At 69.4% G+C, this 18,652-nt stretch carries 20 protein-coding genes; 10 read left to right on the forward strand and 10 right to left on the reverse strand.

The features are described 5' to 3' along the window. Positions 1-5 precede the first annotated feature (5 nt). Both CDO81_RS13100 and CDO81_RS13105 read left to right on the forward strand, forming a co-directional pair. Positions 6-470: a VOC family protein gene (locus CDO81_RS13100; protein WP_206602100.1), complete on the forward strand. Its 465-nt coding sequence runs from the start codon at positions 6-8 to the stop codon at positions 468-470. Beyond that, positions 467-1,231, forward strand: a complete 765-nt coding sequence (locus tag CDO81_RS13105; protein ID WP_088483671.1) for an AraC family transcriptional regulator — start codon at positions 467-469, stop codon at positions 1,229-1,231. The genes CDO81_RS13100 and CDO81_RS13105 overlap by 4 nt, the downstream gene beginning before the upstream one ends. An 86-nt stretch (positions 1,232-1,317) precedes the next feature. Here CDO81_RS13105 and CDO81_RS13110 read toward each other — a convergent pair whose 3' ends face one another. The 3 genes from CDO81_RS13110 to CDO81_RS13120 all read right to left on the reverse strand — a co-directional run bounded on the left by CDO81_RS13110 (position 1,318) and on the right by CDO81_RS13120 (position 5,294). After that, the gene (locus CDO81_RS13110; RefSeq protein ID WP_158218266.1) at positions 1,318-2,394 is read right to left on the reverse strand and encodes a porin; all 1,077 of its coding nucleotides are present in this window, start codon (positions 2,392-2,394) and stop codon (positions 1,318-1,320) included. A gap of 160 nt (positions 2,395-2,554) precedes the next feature. Beyond that, complete coding sequence (locus CDO81_RS13115; RefSeq protein ID WP_088483673.1) at positions 2,555-3,094, reverse strand: outer membrane beta-barrel protein; 540 nt, start codon at positions 3,092-3,094, stop codon at positions 2,555-2,557. Between the two features lie 103 nt (positions 3,095-3,197). Next, positions 3,198-5,294, reverse strand: a complete 2,097-nt coding sequence (locus tag CDO81_RS13120) for an ATP-binding protein (RefSeq protein ID WP_088483674.1) — start codon at positions 5,292-5,294, stop codon at positions 3,198-3,200. A gap of 65 nt (positions 5,295-5,359) precedes the next feature. Between CDO81_RS13120 and CDO81_RS13125 the strand changes: the two genes are divergently transcribed. After that, positions 5,360-6,103, forward strand: a complete 744-nt coding sequence (locus CDO81_RS13125; protein WP_088483675.1) for a response regulator — start codon at positions 5,360-5,362, stop codon at positions 6,101-6,103. A gap of 11 nt (positions 6,104-6,114) precedes the next feature. Here the strand turns inward: CDO81_RS13125 and CDO81_RS13130 are convergent, their stop codons facing one another. Further along, positions 6,115-6,555 (reverse strand): hypothetical protein, encoded by a 441-nt coding sequence (locus CDO81_RS13130; RefSeq protein WP_144397233.1) that lies wholly within the window; start codon positions 6,553-6,555, stop codon positions 6,115-6,117. A 191-nt stretch (positions 6,556-6,746) separates the two neighbouring features. On the opposite strand from CDO81_RS13130, the gene CDO81_RS13135 reads away from it, so the two are divergent. Both CDO81_RS13135 and CDO81_RS13140 read left to right on the forward strand, forming a co-directional pair. Beyond that, on the forward strand, positions 6,747-7,430 hold the full coding sequence (locus tag CDO81_RS13135; RefSeq protein ID WP_158218267.1) for a substrate-binding periplasmic protein: 684 nt from the start codon (positions 6,747-6,749) through the stop codon (positions 7,428-7,430). A gap of 118 nt (positions 7,431-7,548) precedes the next feature. Beyond that, entirely contained in the window at positions 7,549-8,064 is a 516-nt protein-coding gene (locus CDO81_RS13140; RefSeq protein WP_144397235.1) for a hypothetical protein, read from the forward strand. 15 nt (positions 8,065-8,079) lie between these two features. Here the strand turns inward: CDO81_RS13140 and CDO81_RS13145 are convergent, their stop codons facing one another. From CDO81_RS13145 to CDO81_RS13160, 4 genes are all read right to left on the reverse strand, one after another. Then, on the reverse strand, positions 8,080-8,562 hold the full coding sequence (locus tag CDO81_RS13145; protein WP_144397236.1) for a hypothetical protein: 483 nt from the start codon (positions 8,560-8,562) through the stop codon (positions 8,080-8,082). A gap of 102 nt (positions 8,563-8,664) precedes the next feature. Continuing rightward, entirely contained in the window at positions 8,665-9,321 is a 657-nt protein-coding gene (locus CDO81_RS13150; RefSeq protein WP_088483680.1) for a cupredoxin domain-containing protein, read from the reverse strand. Between the two features lie 88 nt (positions 9,322-9,409). Beyond that, on the reverse strand, positions 9,410-10,090 hold the full coding sequence (locus CDO81_RS13155; protein WP_088483681.1) for an anti-sigma factor: 681 nt from the start codon (positions 10,088-10,090) through the stop codon (positions 9,410-9,412). Next, positions 10,090-10,731 carry a sigma-70 family RNA polymerase sigma factor gene (locus CDO81_RS13160; RefSeq protein WP_088483682.1) on the reverse strand — a complete coding sequence of 214 codons (642 nt, stop codon included), beginning with the start codon at positions 10,729-10,731 and terminating at the stop codon, positions 10,090-10,092. The genes CDO81_RS13155 and CDO81_RS13160 overlap by 1 nt, the downstream gene beginning before the upstream one ends. 215 nt (positions 10,732-10,946) lie before the next feature. Between CDO81_RS13160 and CDO81_RS13165 the strand changes: the two genes are divergently transcribed. Both CDO81_RS13165 and CDO81_RS13170 read left to right on the forward strand, forming a co-directional pair. Further along, positions 10,947-11,867, forward strand: a complete 921-nt coding sequence (locus CDO81_RS13165) for a DUF3034 family protein (protein WP_088483683.1) — start codon at positions 10,947-10,949, stop codon at positions 11,865-11,867. A 29-nt stretch (positions 11,868-11,896) separates the two neighbouring features. Continuing rightward, positions 11,897-12,334, forward strand: coding sequence for a group I truncated hemoglobin (locus tag CDO81_RS13170; RefSeq protein WP_241516986.1), 438 nt, complete (start codon positions 11,897-11,899; stop codon positions 12,332-12,334). A 55-nt stretch (positions 12,335-12,389) separates the two neighbouring features. Here the strand turns inward: CDO81_RS13170 and ugpQ are convergent, their stop codons facing one another. Beyond that, positions 12,390-13,133, reverse strand: coding sequence for a glycerophosphodiester phosphodiesterase (ugpQ, locus tag CDO81_RS13175; protein WP_088483685.1), 744 nt, complete (start codon positions 13,131-13,133; stop codon positions 12,390-12,392). A 60-nt stretch (positions 13,134-13,193) separates the two neighbouring features. Between ugpQ and CDO81_RS13180 the strand changes: the two genes are divergently transcribed. Genes CDO81_RS13180 through CDO81_RS13190 form a run of 3 tightly spaced genes read left to right on the forward strand, consistent with a single transcriptional unit; the run spans position 13,194 to position 17,868 of the window. Beyond that, a complete protein-coding gene (locus tag CDO81_RS13180; protein WP_193466499.1) occupies positions 13,194-17,063 on the forward strand; it encodes a DUF3683 domain-containing protein in 3,870 nt (1,289 codons plus the stop codon). Further along, entirely contained in the window at positions 17,060-17,434 is a 375-nt protein-coding gene (locus tag CDO81_RS13185; protein ID WP_088483686.1) for a 2OG-Fe(II) oxygenase family protein, read from the forward strand. The genes CDO81_RS13180 and CDO81_RS13185 overlap by 4 nt, the downstream gene beginning before the upstream one ends. Further along, positions 17,431-17,868 (forward strand): HIT family protein, encoded by a 438-nt coding sequence (locus CDO81_RS13190; protein ID WP_088483687.1) that lies wholly within the window; start codon positions 17,431-17,433, stop codon positions 17,866-17,868. Before CDO81_RS13185 ends, CDO81_RS13190 begins: the two co-directional genes overlap by 4 nt. Here CDO81_RS13190 and CDO81_RS13195 read toward each other — a convergent pair. Next, complete coding sequence (locus CDO81_RS13195) at positions 17,832-18,347, reverse strand: hypothetical protein (RefSeq protein WP_088483688.1); 516 nt, start codon at positions 18,345-18,347, stop codon at positions 17,832-17,834. The two genes, CDO81_RS13190 and CDO81_RS13195, sit on opposite strands and share 37 nt — an antisense overlap. Positions 18,348-18,652: the final 305 nt, after the last annotated feature.

Raw genomic sequence — 18,652 nt, forward strand, 5'->3', positions numbered from 1 at the left:
GTCGCGTGGGCGTTGAAAACTGTCGTTTGCGCGGGCGCGTGGCGGCGGGCATGGATCTACGCTCGGGGCCTCGTCTCGAGCTGGAGTTGCCCATGCCCGCGCCCTTGCGCCATTTCGCAATCAATGCCGCCGACGTCGACCGTGCCAAGGCCTTTTATGAGGCGGTATTCGGTTGGCGCATCGAGCCCTGGGGTCCGCCTGATTTCTATCAAGTGAAGGATGCGGGCCAAGGCTTGCTGGGTGCCTTGCAGGCACGCCGCGAGATCGTTGCGGGCAAGCCGATGTTCGGGTTCGAAGCCAGTTTCGGCGTCGAGGACCTGCAGGCCACCATCCAGGCCATCATGACCGCGGGTGGTCGCATCGTCATGCAGCCCTATCGCATCGACGGTGTGGGCGAACTGATCTTCTTCGAAGACACCGAAGGCAATCTGGCCGGCGCAATGCAGTACGTGCCCGGCTTCTTCGATTGACCGCGCTCGCGTCCGACCTCGTGGTGCGGTCGCTGGCCGTCACCTTCCGTTCGGGCACGACGATCGCTGAGCATCGCCATCGCTGGGGTCAACTGGTCGTGGTGGCCCGTGGCGCCATGCGCGTGACCGCAGTGAGTCAGGTGTGGATTACGCCCCCCACGCGGGCGCTGTGGTTGCCCGCAGGCGTGCCGCATCGGTTGTGTGCCGTGGGGGCCGAGGTGGCGCTGCGCACCCTCTATCTTGCCGAGCCGCTGTCGCAGGCCCTGCCAGCGCAGCCGAGCGTGCGCGAGGTGTCGCCGTTGCTGCGCGAGCTGGTGCTGCACATCTTGTCCTTGGGCATGCTGGTGGGTAGCCAGCCAGCGCAGGCGCGGCTGGCTCAAGTGCTGGTGGACTTGGTGGCGCAGGCCGGTGCCGTCGACCTGCAGTTGCCGATGCCGGCCGATCCGCGTGCCCGTGCGCTGGCAGACCGACTGCTGGCGCAGCCCGGTGAGCGCGTCGCGCTGGCTGCATTGGCAGACAACGTCGGTGCCAGCCTGCGAACTCTGCAACGGGCTTTCGCTCGCGAGACTGGCCTGCCCATCGAGGCTTGGCGCAGCAAGGCCAGTTTGCTCCATGCCGCTGCACTTCTGGCCGAAGGCGCCAGCGTCACCGAGGCCGCGGGCGATGCAGGTTGGCAGAGCCTGGCGGGCTTCGGCGCTGCGTTCCGACAAGTGTTCGGCATGACCCCGGGCCGCTACCGCGCGCGGCGAGACCAAGCATAAAAAAGGCCCACCTCATCGAGGTGGGCCAAAGGAACGCGGGGATGGGATCGCGTGCCTAGGAGGACAGGAGAGCTACGGTGCGTCGATCAGAAGCTGTGGCGGATGCCGGCCACGAACTCGGTCAGGTTGCGGTTGTTGGCATCGGTCAGGCCAACGGGGATGGTGCCCGCGGCGCGATCGACATAGCCAATGCCGTCGTTCTTGAAGCGCGTGACCGAGCTGTACAGCGCGGTGCGCTTGGACAGGTCGTACTGGTAGCCCACACCGAAGGCCTGGGTCTTGCCGTCAGGCAGCGCGCCGGCGTTCTTGCTCTCGACGTACTGGCCCTTGAACTGGTGCTGGCCCAGGCGGTAGCTGGCGCCCAGCCAGTAGCCCTTGCCGTCTTGGTTGGCCACGCTGCGGTCGTTGACTTCCATCACGCCGCCGTTGAAGCGGAAGCTGTTCCAGTCATAGGCGGCGGCGGCCGACACGGTGCGGCGGTTCTGGCCCAGCACATCGGCCTTGTCGTCGACCATCGAGACCATGGCATCGACGCCGTAGCCGGTGTAGCGGCCATAGATGTCGGCCACGCGGTTGCCCTTGGTGCCGCCCGTCACTTCGCCCATGCCCCACAGGGCGCCGGCGCTGAAGCCGCCGTAGTTGGCTGATTCGAGCTTGACCGAGTTGTTGACCCGTGCCGGGCCGCCGTTGCCGGTGGCGGAGCTGGTGCTGCCGCGCACGGGCTCATAGCCGCCGAAGCCGCCGATCACGGCGGTGCTCGCGCCGCTGGCGACGTTGGAGAACTGGCTGAACTGGTCGGTCAGGGTGTAGAGGCTGCTGTACTGGCGGCCGAGCGACACATTGCCGTAGGGCGTGCCCAGGCCCACATACGCCTGGCGGCCCCAGAAGGTGCCTTGGCCGTAAGTGCCGTCATCGAGGTTCAGGCCCGACTCGAGCGTGAAGAAGGCGCGCAGGCCGCCACCGAGGTCTTCCTGGCCACGCACGCCGAGGCGCGAGCCCGAAAGGCCGCCGGACTGCACGCGGGTCTGCGTGGCGGCACCGTCGAGCACCTGCACGTTGGCGTCGACCGTGCCGTAGAGGGTGACCTGGCCCGAGGACTGGGCGAAGGCGGCAGAGCTGGCAGCCAGGGCCAGGGCGGAAAGAGCGAAAGTCTTGGTCTTCATGAACATGTCCTTCAATGGCTGGCGGTACCGATGGGCTACCGCACGGGTCAGCACATCGGGGGCGTCAGCCGGATCAAAAGGCGTCGGTGCTGGAACGCACTGTTGCGCCTTTGCGGTCAATCACGGCGCGCCGCCCAGGCCACGCCGCGAGTGGCAACACTCAGTAATTCAGCTTCAGGCCGACGAAGGTCGCGCCCACGTTGGGCTTGCTGTCGAAGGCATTGGTGAAGTGATAGCGGTCGTAGCCCACGCGCAGGGCCATGGCGCTGTTGAGGTCGTACTGCACACCCACACCGGCCTTCAAGGCCGGGCTGGTGTCACGTGCGGTGGGCGTGGTCAGCCGCGCCTCGGCCACGCCGACACTGCCCAGCAGCGACCAGCCTTGCGCCACCGGCAGGCTGGCCACCCCGTCCACACCGACGCCGTAGATGCGTGCGGACCCGTCGCCGGTGGTCGTGCTGCGGCCGAGGTGGAAGGCGTTGCCTTCGATCGCGAAGTTGGGCGTGAGCTGGTAGCCGCCATAGAGCTTGGTAGCGACGCCGCGGCCGCCACCGTCACCGCTGCCGTAGCCGTTGATGGTGTTGCTGTACTGCGGCGCGCCGAGGGCGCCACCCACGTAAAGGCCTTCAGCATGTGCGCCGGCCATGGCGGCCATGAGGGCGAGAGCCAGGGCGGGGCGGGTCAGGCGGGGGTACTGCATCTTGAGTCCTTTCGAGATCAGGTTCCAGTCGCGGCGCAGTGCCGCGATGGAGCCAGTCTCTGAGGGCTGTTGCGAGTTCCGATGACTCGCGCGCGTCGGCAGATTACGACTGCAACGAAGCGCGCAACACGCGCTGCAGGGCCAGCGCGAGCTCCCGCGTGGTGAGCGGCTTGCGGAGCACCGCGCTCACACCGGCCTGCGCAGCGCGGGCCTCGAAGTCGTCGCCACCGTAACCGCTGTACAGCACCACCGGCAGCCCCGGTCGCAAGGCGCGTGCCTCGCGGGCGAGTGTGGTGCCGGTCATGTCGGGCATGACTTCGTCGGTCAGCAGCAGGTCGAAGGCCTGCCCGTCGTCGCGCAGGGCCTGCAGCGCCGCCTGGGCGGACACCGTGCCCCGTGGCTCGTAGCCCAGCTCGGCGAGCAGGTCTTCGGCCAGTTCAACCAGGGCTGGGTCGTCATCGACGACGAGCACGGTCTGACCCTGGCCTTGAGGCAGTTCCTGCCGTTCGAGGGCGCGGTCTTCCGGCGGGTCATCGCAGACCGGCAGCCACAGCGTGAATCGACTGCCGCGGCCCGGTGCGCTGTTCACGTCGATGGCGCCGCCCAGATCCTTCACCACCCCATGCACCACGGCCAAGCCGATGCCCGAGCCGCCCTGGCGGCCTTTGGTGGTGAAGAAGGGCTCGAACAGATGCGCCACCACGTCCGGCCCCATGCCGAGCCCTGTGTCCTGGACCTGCAGGCGCAGGTAGCGGCCCGCCGGCAGGATCTCGTCGTAGGCCTGCTGTGGGCGAGACAGCTGCAAGGCGTCGAGGCTCACGCTCAGCAGGCCGCCCTCGGTCATGGCCTGCAGTGCGTTGGTGCACAGGTTCATCACGGCTTGGTAGGTGGCCGTGGGGTCACCGCGCACGGCGAGCGCCGGGGCCTGCAGCGACGATTGCAGTTGCACGGCCGCCGGCATGGCACCGGCCAGGTGGTCGAGCACCTCCTGCACCAGCGGCTGCAGCGCAAAGCTCACGCTGCGACGGGGCTGGCCGCGGCTGAAGGCCAGGATGCGCTCCACCTGCTGCCGACCGCGTTCGGCCGCTTGCAGCACGTGGTCCAGATGTCGGGCCTGCCGGCTGCCGTCGGCAGCGGCCTGCCGGGCCATCTCGCCAAAGCCCACCAGCGCCGCGAGCACGTTGTTGAAGTCGTGTGCCACGCCACCGGCCAGATGCCCCAGGGCTTCGAGCTTGCGGGCACGGGTCAGGCGTTGCTGCAGGGCCTCCACGCGCAATTGCTCGCGCGCCATGCGCCAGCCCACGGCCAACGTGACCGCCAGCATGGCCAGCACGAAGGCGCCGACCAGCCAGGCCAGCTCGTTCCAGCTCGACAGCACCGCGCCTTGCTCCCGCCATACCGCTTGCAGCAGCGGGTAGGGTCGCAGCGGGGCAGTCGCCACCAACAGGCCGTCCACACCCTGGCTGCGCCGGGCGCCCGGTGCGCGCGCGCCTTCCTTCGGTGGGCCCAGTGCCTGACGCAACGCCTCCGGGACGGCCTGGGCCTGGCGCGGCGCCAGCGGCATCAGCGAGCGGCCATCGGCACTGGGCCGCAGCAGGGCCTGCTGCACATCGCGGTCTCGCGCGAGCCGGGCCGGGCCACCGGCCAGAAAGTCGGGGTCGGCCACCAGCACCACCACGCCGGCAAAGCGGTCGGCCGCATCCCGCCAGCCCATGGACACACCAATGGCCGGCAGCCCGTCGCCCGAGGCGATGTAGGGCTCGCTCAGGAACAGCCGCGGCGGCCCCTCCTGCTGGGCGGCGGCAAAGAAGTCGCGCTCCGCGACGCTGGTGGGCAGGTCGGCCGTGCTGTCGCGCGAGGTGGCCAGGCGCCGGCCGTCGGCACCGAAGATGCTGATGGCCCGGTAGCCCGGCAGCAGACGGGCGCGCTCGCGCAGCACCGCCGTCACCTGCGGCCCGGTGGCCGGCATGATCCCGCGGGCGAGTTCGTCGGTGGTGGTGGTGAGCACCACCTGGCCGATGTCCAGGCTGCGCTCGGCCTGGCGGGCCATGGCATCGGCCAGTGCGTCCAGCATGCGGGCTTCGGCGGCCAGCGCCTGCTCACGCAGCAGCCACAGGCCGCCAGCCACCAGCACGGCAAAGACGAGTTCGGCGGCCAGCAGCACGCGCAGCCAGCCTGGGCGCAAGGTTGTCAGGGGCATGTGCGCGCTAAAGTCGCCAGCCCGCAAGAGCGAATGACCATCGCTGGATTAGAGCGCAACCCCTCATGGCCCCGACCGAGACTCACCAGGCTCCGCCCCATGTGCTGGTGGTGGATGACGACCCCGCCATCCGCGACCTGCTGACCGACTACCTCAGCAGCAATGACATGCGCGTCACGGCCGTGGCCAGCGGGGCTGAAATGAGCGAAGCCTTCGACCGAGAGGCCATCGACATCGTCATCCTCGACATGCGGCTGCCCGGCGAGGACGGCCTGCAACTGGCGCGAGCGCTGCGCGAGCGGGCGACCGTGCCGATCGTGATGCTCACCGGCCGCGCCGAGGAGGCCGACCGCGTGATGGGCCTGGAGCTCGGCGCCGACGACTACGTCACCAAGCCCTTCAGCAACCGCGAGCTGCTGGCGCGCTTGCGCGCCGTGCTGCGGCGCTACCAGGTCAAGGTGGAACTCGACCCCCAGGACGACAAGCGCCGCGCCTTTCGCTTCGCTGGCTGGGAGCTGAACCTGCGCACCCGCCGGCTCACCGCGCCCGACGGCCGCCTGGTGGACCTGAGCAACCATGAGTTCAGCCTGCTGGTGGCGTTTTGCAGCGCGCCGCAGCATGTGTTGAGCCGGGACCAGCTGCTCACCATGACGCGCATGCACAGCGCCGAGGTGTACGACCGTACCGTTGACGTGCAGGTGCTGCGCCTGCGCCGCAAGCTCGGCAGCGACGGGCTCCAGCCGTCCCTGATCGTCACCGAGCGCGGTGCCGGCTACCGTTTCGACACGCAGGTCGACACCCTGTACTGACGCCGTCGGGCTCATCCCGGGTCGGCGGGGCCGGTGCGTGCGCCGTCGCCTTCGCGGCCCAGGCGCAGCAACAACCAGCCGACCCCGGCGCCCACCCCGAGCGCGAGCAGCCGTTCGCCCCAGCGTTGCCATGCAGGCGGTGCGGCCGGGTGCGCCGCGGGCTCGGCCGCAGCGCCGCGGGACTCGTGCAACACCTGCCGGGCCGAAGCCCCGGGCGCTGCGCTGGCGGCGGGCGCTGCACTCAGCACGGCCGCCTGCGCGGGCAGTGCGCCCAGGCTGGCTGCCAACAGGGCTGCCCACAACGCCGCAAACAGCGCCGCCACCAGCGCCGCCACCAGCGCCGCCGACAGCGCCGAAGTTGCGACGCGCGCCCGTGCGTGCATCCCGGCTGCCCGCCCAGGGGGCGGAAGGGGAGCCGTGTGGCGGTCGCGCCAGAGCCGGAGCAGGTCCATGCCGGGATGCTCCGCCCGGGCTGTTGCAGCATCAACACCCTGCCTGCAGGCTGGATGACATTTGAAACGAAGCGGGGTTCCCGCAGGCGGTGGCTTCGGCCATCATCCGGCCCATGGAAGGCGGCAAGGTGGGTGAGGGGATGGCTGGCAGGCCGTGGCAACGCCGGGCCTGGCTTGTGCAATCACTGCTGATGGCGACGCCCGGTGCCTTCGCGACGGTGCCCGTGGTGCCCATGGCCCTGTCGGACGGCTTGAACCAGCCGTTTGCCGAGGCCCTGCTGCGCGAGCTGGCCGAGGCCGCGGGCTGGCGCTGGCAGGTCAGCCGCGTCCCCTTCTCGCGGGTGCTGCGCATGGCGGAAGCAGGTGAGGCGTTCGGCTTCGGCGTGTCGCCGTCGCGGGAGCGCGAGGCACAGTTGGTGTTCAGCGAGCCGGTCTTTCGCTCGGGCGTGTGGGCCATCGGGCGCGCCGCGGGCGATGGACCCATCACCAGCGTGGCGGGGTTGAAGGGTCGGAAGGTCTGTGCCGTACGGCCTGCGCGTCTGGGCGCCGAACTGGACATGGCTGCCGGGCGGGACTTTCAACTGCATGCGGCGCCAGGTGATCTCGGCAGCCGGCTGCGCATGCTGGAGGCGGGTCGCTGCGATGTGCTGCTCGTGACGCACTTCAATGACGAGCCGGCCTTGCTGCTGCGTCGGGTCCGTGATGCCGGGTTCGACCCCGACAGACTCGCCATCGGCCGGCGGGCGCTGAAGGAACTTCCGGTCTACATCGCGGCCCGCCGCGGGTCGGCGCTGGCGGACCTCGTGCCCGCGCTGAATCGGGCCGTTGCCGACCGTCAGACGGCCATCGGCCGGCTGCTGCTGGCGGGGCCCTGAGGTCAGCGTCCGGATTCATCAATTCAACCCCTCGGGGCATCAGGTGGTCGCATGGCGCCACGGGCGATGGGGCGGCGGGCCGAGGATGAGTCCTCCCTTTGCCAGAACATGAGCCGCCATGAATCGTCGTCACCTGTTGGGATCGCTGGTCGCGATCCTCAGCCCGCAGGCGCGGGCCCTGTATGAACCGGAGCCGATGGCGCTCTTCAGGAGCCTGCCGGGCCGCTGGCGCGGGTCGCTCACCTACCGGGACTGGAGCCCACCGCATGCCCTCGTGTCGCTGCCCTGCGAGTTGTTCGTGGCCTTGAACTCGCCCTCGCAGGCCAGCTTGTATTTCGTGTTCCAGGATGGCCCGGGCAAGGTGGTGCACTCCTACGACCGCTGGACGGTCAGCGAGGCCGGTGACACGTTCGCGTGGGCTTCAGGCAAGGACACGTCAACGTACGACCTCACGCCCATGCCCGCTGCGGCGGGCGAGACGGCCGTGTTGCTGACCCGGCTTCAGGACGGCAAGACCTATCGCCAGCGACTGCGGCTGGGGCCCAAGACGCTGCACATCGAGAAATTCGAAGTCGAGGCGGACGGCCGCGAGAGCTTCCGGAACCGCTACGAGTTCGCGCGCGCCGACGCCTGACGGGGGCGCTGGCGATCAGCGGTGCTCGAAGACGTCTTCGTCCGTGAGCCGCCAGCAGCCCCGGTCCATGCTGAAGTGGTAGGCCCGGACCGGGAAGCGCAGGTGGTCTCGCAACTCGACGGTGGCCGAGGTGCGAGTCGACGCCGCCACGTCGATCGTCAAGCCGCTCTGTTGGGCCTGGGCTTGAAGCGATGGGCGCCGGGCGTAGGCATCCCGGGCGATCCAGCGCTCGGTGTAGGCCGGCGAATCTTCGAGCCAGTCGTCGTCGGCCCACTGGCGCTCATGCAGCGGGAACTCGGTGCGGCTCAGCACGAATGCCGGGCTGGTCGAGAAGATGGACAGGAAGGCGCTGAAGGTCTCGGGGCTCGCCTCCGAGCATTCCGCCGCCGCCGCGGATGACGCGACGAGCCCCATGAGGATCGAGGCGCCGATGGCCAGCAGCCGGTGCCCGGCACCGGGCGGGGTGGTCGGTTCATCGCGTCTGGCGGAGCGTGTCATGACGGGTTGCAGTCGCTTCAGCAGCAGGTGGGCCGCGCCGCAGCGGCGTTGCAGGCGGCGCCGGATGCTATGCCGAAACAGCGGCGGGATCACCTGCCTGGCTTACCGGCGTCTGGCGGTGATGATGGCTGTATTGACCGTCACGGCGCTGCCGCCGGCACTGACCTCCACGGCGGTCGGCGCCCCTTCCAGCACCTGATCGGGGTGCCAGATCCGGACCCGCGCCGGCCCGGCGGGCAAACCCGTCAGCACCGCCTGGCCGTCGGCCTCGCTGACCCTGGACCAGGGGCTGTCGGCCACGTACAGATGCCCCCGCATGGAGCTGTGCAGATGGCAGCCCAGCAGGTAGGCGCCGGGCTTGGCCACGACGCGGCTGTCGCGCGCGACCGTCTCGCCAACCTTGCCGGCCAGGCGCATCTGCTGGTTCTGGGTCGCATCGAGATAGAAGCCGCCCGGGCCGACCGGGCCGAGGATGACGTGGTGGTCCCAGGCATCCAGGTTGGTGAAGCTGACGCGGGCGCCGGTGTGAACCACGGTCACATAGGGCTTGAAGCGCATCTTTTCCTGGCGGATGGTGGCTTCCATCACGGGCGGGGGCTGGCTGCCGGGCACCGTGCTGTCCACCAGCACGACGGCATCCGCCAGGGGCTGGCCCGATTTATCGAGCACCCGCACCGACAGGTCGGCGGCCGGGGTGGCGGTGGCCAGCACCAACAGGCTGGCGGTCAGAAAGGCATGCACACAGGGCAGGGGGCGCATCGGAAGGCTCCGGTCAGACGATGACCGAGACCTACGCCCGCCGCGCGCATCTGGATGCATGCCGATGCCCGCGAGCTGTCGCCGCCGCTCAGATGGACCCGACCGAGACGATGGGCCCCGTCGGAGCGCCGGTGGGCGAGCCGCCAGCCGGCTCCAGGCTGACGGCCAGCGCCTGGGCGCCTTTCAGGATCTCGTTGCGCAGCACCGTGGTCGAGCCCTGGGCCGACACCAGCCCCAGCGAGCGGGGTGCTGCGCCCGACGGCACGGCCCAGAGCTCCAGCGCCCGGCCGTCCGCCACCTGGGCGGTGCCCAGGGGCTTGAGCACCAGCGCGCGCCCGTCGGCACTGATGCTCGCCACGAAGCCCGCCGACACCAGCGCGGCGCCATCCGGTGTGCCGTTGAGCACCACCACCAGCGGTGGCTGCACCGGCGGCGGCTGCACCACCACGACGGCCAGCGCCAGCGTCGCAGCGACCGCCACGGCCGACAAGCCACGCCAGACCGCCAGGCCCTGCCACCAACGCTGCGGCGCCCCGGCGGGCGTGAACAACGTGGCTTGCACCTGCTGCCACACCCGGGGGCTCGGGGCCATCTCCGGCAACGGGGCCGCCAGGGTCTGCATGCGGGCTTCCCAGCCGCGTACTGCGGCGGCCAGGGCCGGGTGGGCGGGCAGCAGCTGCTGCAGGCGGCGGCGCGCACCGCCGCGCAGGGTGCCCAGGGCGTATTCGGCGGCCAGTCGGTCGGCCAGTTCTCGCTTGCTGTAGTCCATCAGTGCGCTCCGGCCTGGGGTTGGCTGCCGCGCGCGGCGCGGTCCAGGCAGTCGCGCAGGCTCTGCAGCCCGCGGCGGATCCAGCTCTTCACGGTGCCCAGGGGTTGGGCCATCTGGCCGGCCACCTCGGCATGCGACAGGCCGTCGTAGTAGGCCAGCGCCAGGCTGGCGCGCTGGCGTTCCACCAGGTGTTCCATGCAGCGCTCCAGCGTGTGCTGGGTGCTGGCCTGCTCCAGTAGCGCCAGCGGGCCGGCGGCGGTGTCGGGCACCTGGTCCAGCAGGTCGGTCTCGGCATCGCCGTCGGGGCTGCCGGCGTAGCGGCTCACGGTCTCGGGCTCGCGGCTGCGGCGGCGCAGGCCGTCGATGGCGCGGTTGCGGGCAATGCTCATCAGCCACGTCATGGGCCGCGCCAGCGCAGGGTTGTAGCCGGAGGCCGATCGCCAGACGGTGACGTAGACCTCCTGCAGGATTTCTTCAGCCTGGCCGCGGTCGCCCACCAGGCGGGCGATGACGGCCAGCAAGGTGCCGCTGGTGGCCTTGTAGAGAGCTTCGAACGCTTGGCGGTCGCCCAGGGCCGTGCGGGCCATCCAGGTGTCCAGGGCTTCGGCGGCAGCATCACCGGGGCGGGGTGTGTCGGTCATGAGGGCGGGGCGGGCAGCGGCACGGACGGGGGCCCGCGCTCGGGGCCGATTGTTGACGCCATGGCGGGCACCGGGAACAGAAAGGACGGCCATGACCCAGCTACGTCGCCGGCTTCTTCACGGATGCAGGGCTTGCTCCAAAAAAATTTTGCATCCATTTGTTCGGCGGCGGCGTAGCTGGACCCATGACCGCTGATTCCTTCAGGAGCCGACCCATGACGCCGAGAGTTTCCCGGGGCTTCAATGCCCTCACCGCCCTGACTGCCCTGACCGCCACGCTGGCCGCCACGGGCGCGCATGCGGCCGACGGCAAGCTGCTGCTGACCGGCGGGGTCAGCTCCATCGACGGGGCTGCCGGGGGCGGCCTGACGCCGTGGGCCGTGACGGGCAGCTACGCGACCTCGGGCGAGGTCGGCGGCACGGCGTTCCTGACGGGCGTGAAGACCGGCGACTACGCGCTGCGCACCTTTGGCGTGGCGGTGAGCTGGGAAGACCGCTTCGAGCTGTCCCTGGCCCGGCAGGACCTGGACACCCGCGACAACCTCGCGCCGCTGGGCCTGCCAGGCCTGCACCTGAAGCAGGACATCCTCGGCGCCAAGCTGCGCGTGGCCGGCGACGCGGTGCTGGACGCCGACACCTGGATGCCCCAGGTGGCCATCGGCCTGGAACACAAGATGACGCATGCCGGCGCGCTGGGCCCCACGCTGTTCGGGCCGCTGGGCGCAAGCCGCTCCGGCACCGATGTGTATGTCAGCGCCACCAAGCTCTTTCTCGCGCCCGGCATCCTGGTCAACGGCACCCTGCGGGCCACCAAGGCCAACCAGAACGGCCTGCTGGGCTTCGGTGGCGCCCAGGGCCGCGGCTACCAGCTCAAGCCGGAGATCTCGGTGGCCAAGCTCCTGTCCAGCCGGGTCGCGGTGGGCGCCGAGTTCCGCGCCAAGCCCGACAACCTGAACCGCTCCGTGCTGGGCGAGGGCGCGCTGAAGGAGAACGCCTGGTTCGACGTCTTCGTGGCCTGGGCGCCCACCAAGCAGGTGTCGCTCACCGCCGCCTATGTCGACCTCGGCCGCATCGCCCCCGCCGTCCAGCCGCGCCGCCAGACCGGCGCCTACCTTTCTGCCCAACTGGCCTTCTGAGGCTGCGCGCGTATTTCAAGGAGATGTTCATGACCCGCATGACCCGTGCCCTGGCTGCCTTCGGCGTCACCCTGCTGCTGTCCACCGCCCATGCCCAGGGCACCGCTGACGACAGCGTCTACCGCGCCTGGGGCGAGAAGGCCGGCATCCAGGCCGTGATGCAGGACTTCGTCACCCGTCTGCAGGCCGATGCCCGCATGGCGCCGTTCTTCAAGAACGCCAACCGCGAGCACCTCGTCACGCAGCTCACCGAGCAGCTCTGCCAGCAGTCCGGCGGGCCTTGCACCTACAAGGGCGTGCCCATGAAGGAGGCCCACGAATCGATGGACATCGGCCGGCGTGACTTCAATGCACTGGTGGAGGTGCTGCAGCAGAGCATGGAGGCCAAGGGCATCCCGTTCGCTGCCCAGAATGCGATGCTGGCGCGCCTGGCGCCGATGTACCGGGACATCATCAACCGGCCCTAGGAGTCCGCGCGGCAGAGCGTGGCATCCGCGCCGGGGCGAGAGGCCGCGCAGCCTCCTAGGCCATCGCACCCGGCCCCAGCCGGTCCACCGCGTCGGTGATGATCCCGTCGATGCCGTCGGCGATCAGCCGCTCGGCCACGGCGGCGTCGTTGACGGTGTAGACCAGCGCCCGCCAGCCGCGGGCGTGCAGCTGCTCAATCAGTGAACGGTCCATCAGCCGCCAGTTCGTGATGACGGCCACCACGCCCAGGGCCTCGGCCGCCTCTTGCCAGCCGGCCCAGAGTTCGTCCAGCAGCAGGCCGCGGGGCAGGGTGGGCTCGGTGTCGCGGGCGGCGGCCAACGCGTCGGGCTGGAAGCTGCTCAGCAGCGGCGGCACGGCGGCGCCTGCCCACAGGCGCGCGGCCTCGCGTGCGACCGCCGCGCCGGTGCGGGCGTCCTCGCCGGGGCAGGGTTTGATCTCGATGTTCAGCGCGCAGCCATTGGCCTGGCAGAACGCAGCGATCTGGGCAAAACGGGGCAGGGGCTCGCCGGTGTAAGGCGGGCTGTGCCAGGCGCCGCCATCCAGCCGGGCCAGCGCCGCCCAGTCCTGTTCGGCGGGAGAGCCCTGGCCGCTTGTCGTGCGGTCCAGGGTGTCGTCATGCAGCAAAAAGGCTTCGCCGTCGCGGCTGAGCTTCACATCGCATTCGAAGGCTCGATACCCGAAGCCGGCCCCCACGCGGAAGGCGGCCAGGGTGTTCTCCGGGGCAAGCTTGCCGGCGCCGCGGTGCGCCAGCCACAGCGGATAGGGCCAGGGCTTCATCCTTCGGATTCTGAGGGCAATCGGTGCAAAACCCCCCCTGCGATACGATCCCGCTCCTCTATGAACGCCCCGCATCCCCTGATGCCGGCTGCCGCTGCCGCAGCCGATGTCCACGATTCGCGCGACGCCCCCCGCCTGCGCGAGATTCCGTACAACTACACGTCGTTCTCCGACCGTGAGATCGTCATCCGCCTGTTGGGTGCGCGATCCTGGGCGCTGCTGGACCAGCTCCGGCTGGAGCGCCGCACGGGTCGATCCGCGCGCATGCTGTACGAGGTGCTGGGCGACATCTGGGTGGTGCAGCGCAACCCCTACCTGCAGGACGACCTGCTGGACAACCCCAAGCGCCGCGCGCTGCTGATCGAGGCCCTGCACCACCGCCTGGCCGAGGTGCAAAAGCGCCGCGACCCCGCCAGCGACCCGGTGCGCGACGCGGCCGTGGGCGAACTGCTGGAGGCGGCGCGCGGCGCCGTGGCCGAGTTCGCCAAGTTCTTCGACAGCACGGCAGCGCTGCGCAAGCGCGCCGCCAAGACCCTGGCCCGCCATACCGCCAAGGACAACATCAAGTTCGACGGCCTGGCCCGCGTGAGCCACGTGACGGACGCGACCGACTGGCGCGTGGAGTACCCCTTCGTCGTGCTCACGCCAGACACCGAGGCTGAGATGGCCGGCCTGGTGGGCGCCTGCTTCGAGCTGGGCCTGACCGTCATCCCGCGCGGCGGCGGCACCGGCTACACCGGCGGCGCCGTGCCGCTGGTGTGGAACAGCGCCGTCATCAACACCGAGAAGCTCGAAGCCCTGCGCGGCGTCGAGATGCTGCAGCTGCCAGGCCTGGACCGCGAGGTGCCGACCATCTTCAGCGAAGCCGGCGTCGTCACGCAGCGCGTGGCCGACCTGGCCGAGGCGAACGGCTTCGTGTTCGCGGTGGACCCGACCTCGGCCGAGGCCAGCTGCATCGGCGGCAACGTGGCCATGAACGCCGGCGGCAAGAAGGCCGTGCTGTGGGGCACGGCGCTGGACAACCTGGCCAGCTGGCGCATGGTCACGCCCGAAGCCAAGTGGCTGGAGGTCGTGCGCCTGAACCACAACCTGGGCAAGATCCACGACGTGGAGATGGCGAGCTTCGAGCTGCGCTACTTCGATGCCTCGGGCAAGACGCTGGAGAAGACCGAGCGGCTGGACATCCCGGGCCGTGTCTTCCGCAAGGAGGGCCTGGGCAAGGACGTGACCGACAAGTTCCTCGCCGGCCTGCCGGGCATCCAGAAGGAAGGCTGCGACGGCCTGATCACCAGCGCCCGCTGGATCGTGCACCGCATGCCGGCGCACACCCGCACCGTCTGCCTGGAGTTCTTCGGCAACCCGCGCGACTGCGTGCCGAGCATCGTGGACATCAAGGACTACATGTTCTCGATCGCGTCCACCGGTGTGCTGCTGGCGGGCCTGGAGCACCTGGACGACCGCTACCTCAAGGCCGTGGGCTACGCCACCAAGAGCAAGCGCGGTGGCTTCCCGAAGATGGTGCTGATCGGCGACATCGTCGGCGACGACCCCGATGCGGTGGCCCGCGCCACCAGCGAGGTGGTGCGCCTGGCCAATGGCCGCTCGGGCGAGGGCTTCGTGGCCGTCAGCGCCGATGCGCGCAAGAAGTTCTGGCTCGACCGCAAGCGCACCGCGGCCATCAGCAAGCACACGAACGCGTTCAAGGTGAACGAGGACGTCGTGATCCCGCTGCCGCGCATGGGCGAGTACACGCTGGGCATCGAGCGCATCAACATCGAGCTCAGCTTGCGCAACAAGCTCGAACTCGTCAGCGCGCTGCAGGCCCTCTTCACCACCGGCAAGCTGCCGCTGGGCAAGACGGACGACGCGGGCGACATCCCGAGCGCTGAGCTGCTGGAAGACCGCGTGCAGCAGGCCCTGGCGCTGCTGCGCGAGGTCGGCGCGCTGTGGCAGCAATGGCTGGACGGCCTGGACGCGGGCTTCTTCGAGCAGTTGCAGACGCATGAGCTGCGCGCGTCCTGGAAGACGCAGATCCTGAAGCCCCTGCAGGCCATCTTCAGTGGCGCCGCCTTCGAGCCGTTGCTCACCGAGTGCCGCCGCATCCACAAGGACGTGCTGCGCGGCCGGGTGTGGGTGGCCCTGCACATGCATGCCGGCGACGGCAATGTGCACACCAACATCCCCGTCAACAGCGACAACTACGCCATGCTGCAGACGGCCCACGAGGCCGTGGCCCGCATCATGACGCTGGCGCGCTCGCTCGACGGCGTGATCTCGGGCGAACATGGCATCGGCATCACCAAGATCGAGTTCCTGAGTGATGACGAACTGGCCAACTTCACGGCGTACAAGAAGCGTGTGGACCCGGAAGGTCGCTTCAACAAGGGCAAGCTGCTGAAAGACGCGAGCCTGCCGGCTGACCTGCGCAATGCCTACACGCCGTCCTTCGGCCTGATGGGGCATGAGTCGCTCATCATGCAGCAGAGCGACATCGGCGCGATCAGCGACTCCATCAAGGACTGCCTGCGCTGCGGCAAGTGCAAGCCGGTGTGCGCCACGCACGTACCGCGCGCCAACCTGCTCTACAGCCCGCGCAACAAGATCCTGGCCACCTCGCTGCTGGTGGAGGCCTTTTTGTACGAGGAGCAGACGCGCCGTGGCGTGTCGATCAAGCACTGGCAGGAGTTCGAGGACGTGGCCGACCACTGCACGGTCTGCCACAAGTGCGCCTCGCCCTGCCCGGTGAAGATCGACTTCGGCGACGTGACGATGAACATGCGCAACCTGTTGCGCAAGATGGGCCAGAAGACCTGGCGGCCCGGCAATGCCGCGGCCATGTTCATGCTCAACGCCACCAACCCCGAGACGATCAAGCTCGCGCGAAGTGCGGTGGTGGGCATCGGCTACAAGGCCCAGCGTCTGGCGGTCGACCTCTTCAAGCCCGCCGGCCGCAAGCAGTCGAGCGCACCGCCGGCCACCGTCGGCGCAGCGCCGGTCAAGGAACAGGTCATCCACTTCATCAACAAGAAGTTGCCGGGTGGCCTGCCCAAGAAGACCGCTCGCGCGCTGCTGGACATCGAGGACAAGGACTACGTGCCCATCATCCGGCCGCCCGCCACGCCGAGCGAGACCGAGGCCGTGTTCTATTTCCCGGGCTGCGGCTCGGAGCGCCTGTTCAGCCAGGTGGGCCTGGCCACGCAGGCCATGCTCTGGCATGCCGGCGTGCAGACCGTGTTGCCGCCTGGGTACCTGTGCTGCGGCTACCCGCAGCGCGGCTCGGGCCAGTTCGACAAGGCCGAGAAGATGATCACCGACAACCGGGTGCTCTTCCACCGCGTCGCCAACACGCTGAACTACCTCGACATCAAGACCGTGGTGGTCAGTTGCGGCACCTGCTTCGACCAATTGCAGGGCTACAAGTTCGAAGACATCTTCCCGGGCTGCCGCATCATCGACATCCACGAGTACCTGCTGGAGAAGGGCATCACGCTGGGCGCCAAGCAGAGCTACCTCTATCACGACCCCTGCCATTCGCCCATGAAGCAGCAGGAGCCGATGAAGACGGTCAAGGCGCTGGTGGGTGAGAACGTCGTCAAGAGTGACCGCTGCTGCGGCGAGAGCGGCACGCTGGCCGTCACGCGGCCTGACGTCTCCACGCAGGTTCGCTTCCGCAAGGAGGAGGAGCTGCGCAAGACCGAGGCGCAGCTGCGCGCGAGCGGCAAGGTGGGCGCGGAGGACAACCTCAAGATCCTCACCTCCTGCCCGAGCTGCCTGCAGGGCCTGAGCCGCTACGGCAATGACCTGCAGAACGGCCTGCTGGAAGCCGACTACATCGTCGTCGAGATGGCGCGGCAGATCCTGGGCGAGAACTGGATGCCCGACTACGTGGCCAAGGCCAACGCCGGAGGCATCGAGCGCGTGCTGGTATGACGACGCTCAGCGGCTACCTGCGCACCGCCTTCCGGTGGCAGCGAGGGCGCCAGGGCAGCGGCTACGACAAGATGCTGCTGCTCACCGCCCGCTGGCCGCTGCCGTTCGACAGCTACCTGATCCGCTACCCCGAGGGCAGCGCCATCCCGCCGCATACCGACCCCGTGCAGACGGGGCGCCATTACCGGCTCAACATCGTCGTGAAGGCCTCACCGCGCGGCGGTGAGTTCATCTGCGCGACGCCGATCTGGCAAAGCCGACGTATCAAGTTCTTCCGGCCCGACGCCTGCGAACACAGCGTGACGCGTGTCGAGGGCGGCAGCCGCTATGTGCTGTCGGTGGGCTGGGTGCTGAAGGACCGACCGACATGACCTGCCCGCTTTGCGCCACCGACGGTGGTCTCGTTGTCGCCCGCGCGCCGCAATTCCGCGTGGTGCGGGTGGTGGACGGCGACGAAGCCCGCCGCTTTCCGGCGTTCTACCGACTCATCTGGGCCACGCATGTCGCCGAGTTCAGTGACCTTTCGGTCACGGATCGTCACGCGTGCATGGAGGCTGTCACCGAGATCGAGCGGGTTCTGAGGTCTTTGCTGTCGCCGACCAAGGTGAACCTCGCCTCGCTGGGCAACGTCGTGCCGCATCTGCACTGGCACGTCATTGCCCGCTTCGAAGGTGACTCGCACTTTCCGGCACCGGTCTGGGCGGCCGCCCAGCGCGACACCGTGCCTGCGCTCGCCCGGCCGCTGGCCGAGGTGGACGCGGCAATCGCTCAGTCCTTGGCCAGCGCCACGCGCACGCTCGGTTGAGCGGCGGCCGTGGCCGTGCCCGACGGTGCGGCGCGGTAGTTCGGGTCGTAGGGGTCGATGAAGTCGATGTTGAAGCGGTAGATGCGCGCATCGGCGGACGCCTGTGGGCCGCAGTTCAGCGCGCGCACGGCATCGCGAACCGACCGTTCGACCTTGTTGCCCCAACCGCGGGCGCGCACCGTCTCGATCTCGCCGTCCTGCATGACGAACTGCACGCGCACGCGGCCGGCCATGCGCTCGCGCAGCCAGGTGGTTTGCAGCGCGTCCTGCAGCTGATGCTCGATGCCGGCGCAGGAGGCGGTCACGTCAAAACGCACTGGTGCCTCGATGACACGACCGCGCACTTCCACGCGTTCAAGGCTGTCGGGTGAGGCCATCGCCGGGCCGGCGGTCAGGGCCAGTGTGGCGGCGCAGGCCAGGCCCGCGAAGAGGCTGTTGAGCAGCGGGGTGCGTTGCGCGATCGAGTAGCGAGTGGACATGACGAGCTCCTGTGGGTGGTGGGCTGAAGTCGGCGCCCATCGCGTCGACCTGTCGTCAGGCTAGGCGCCTGACCGAGCGCACCCAAGGCGCAAGCGATGAGCTGCGGGTGGCTTGCGACGATCCGCAGAAAACCGCGGCTGAACTGCAAGTGCCGAAATGGCATGCACGGCGACCTGCCCGTGCCACTCGTCACGGTGTCTGCCAATCAGGGCTTGCCCCTTAGGGTGGCCTCCGTCACTGCGGTGGGTGACAGGCGTCTGGCGCCGCTTTGTCCACACTCGGTCCCGCTTCGGAATGCGCCCGG

Source organism: Roseateles puraquae (genome assembly GCF_002205845.1).
Classification (GTDB): Bacteria; Pseudomonadota; Gammaproteobacteria; order Burkholderiales; family Burkholderiaceae_C; genus Pelomonas; species Pelomonas puraquae.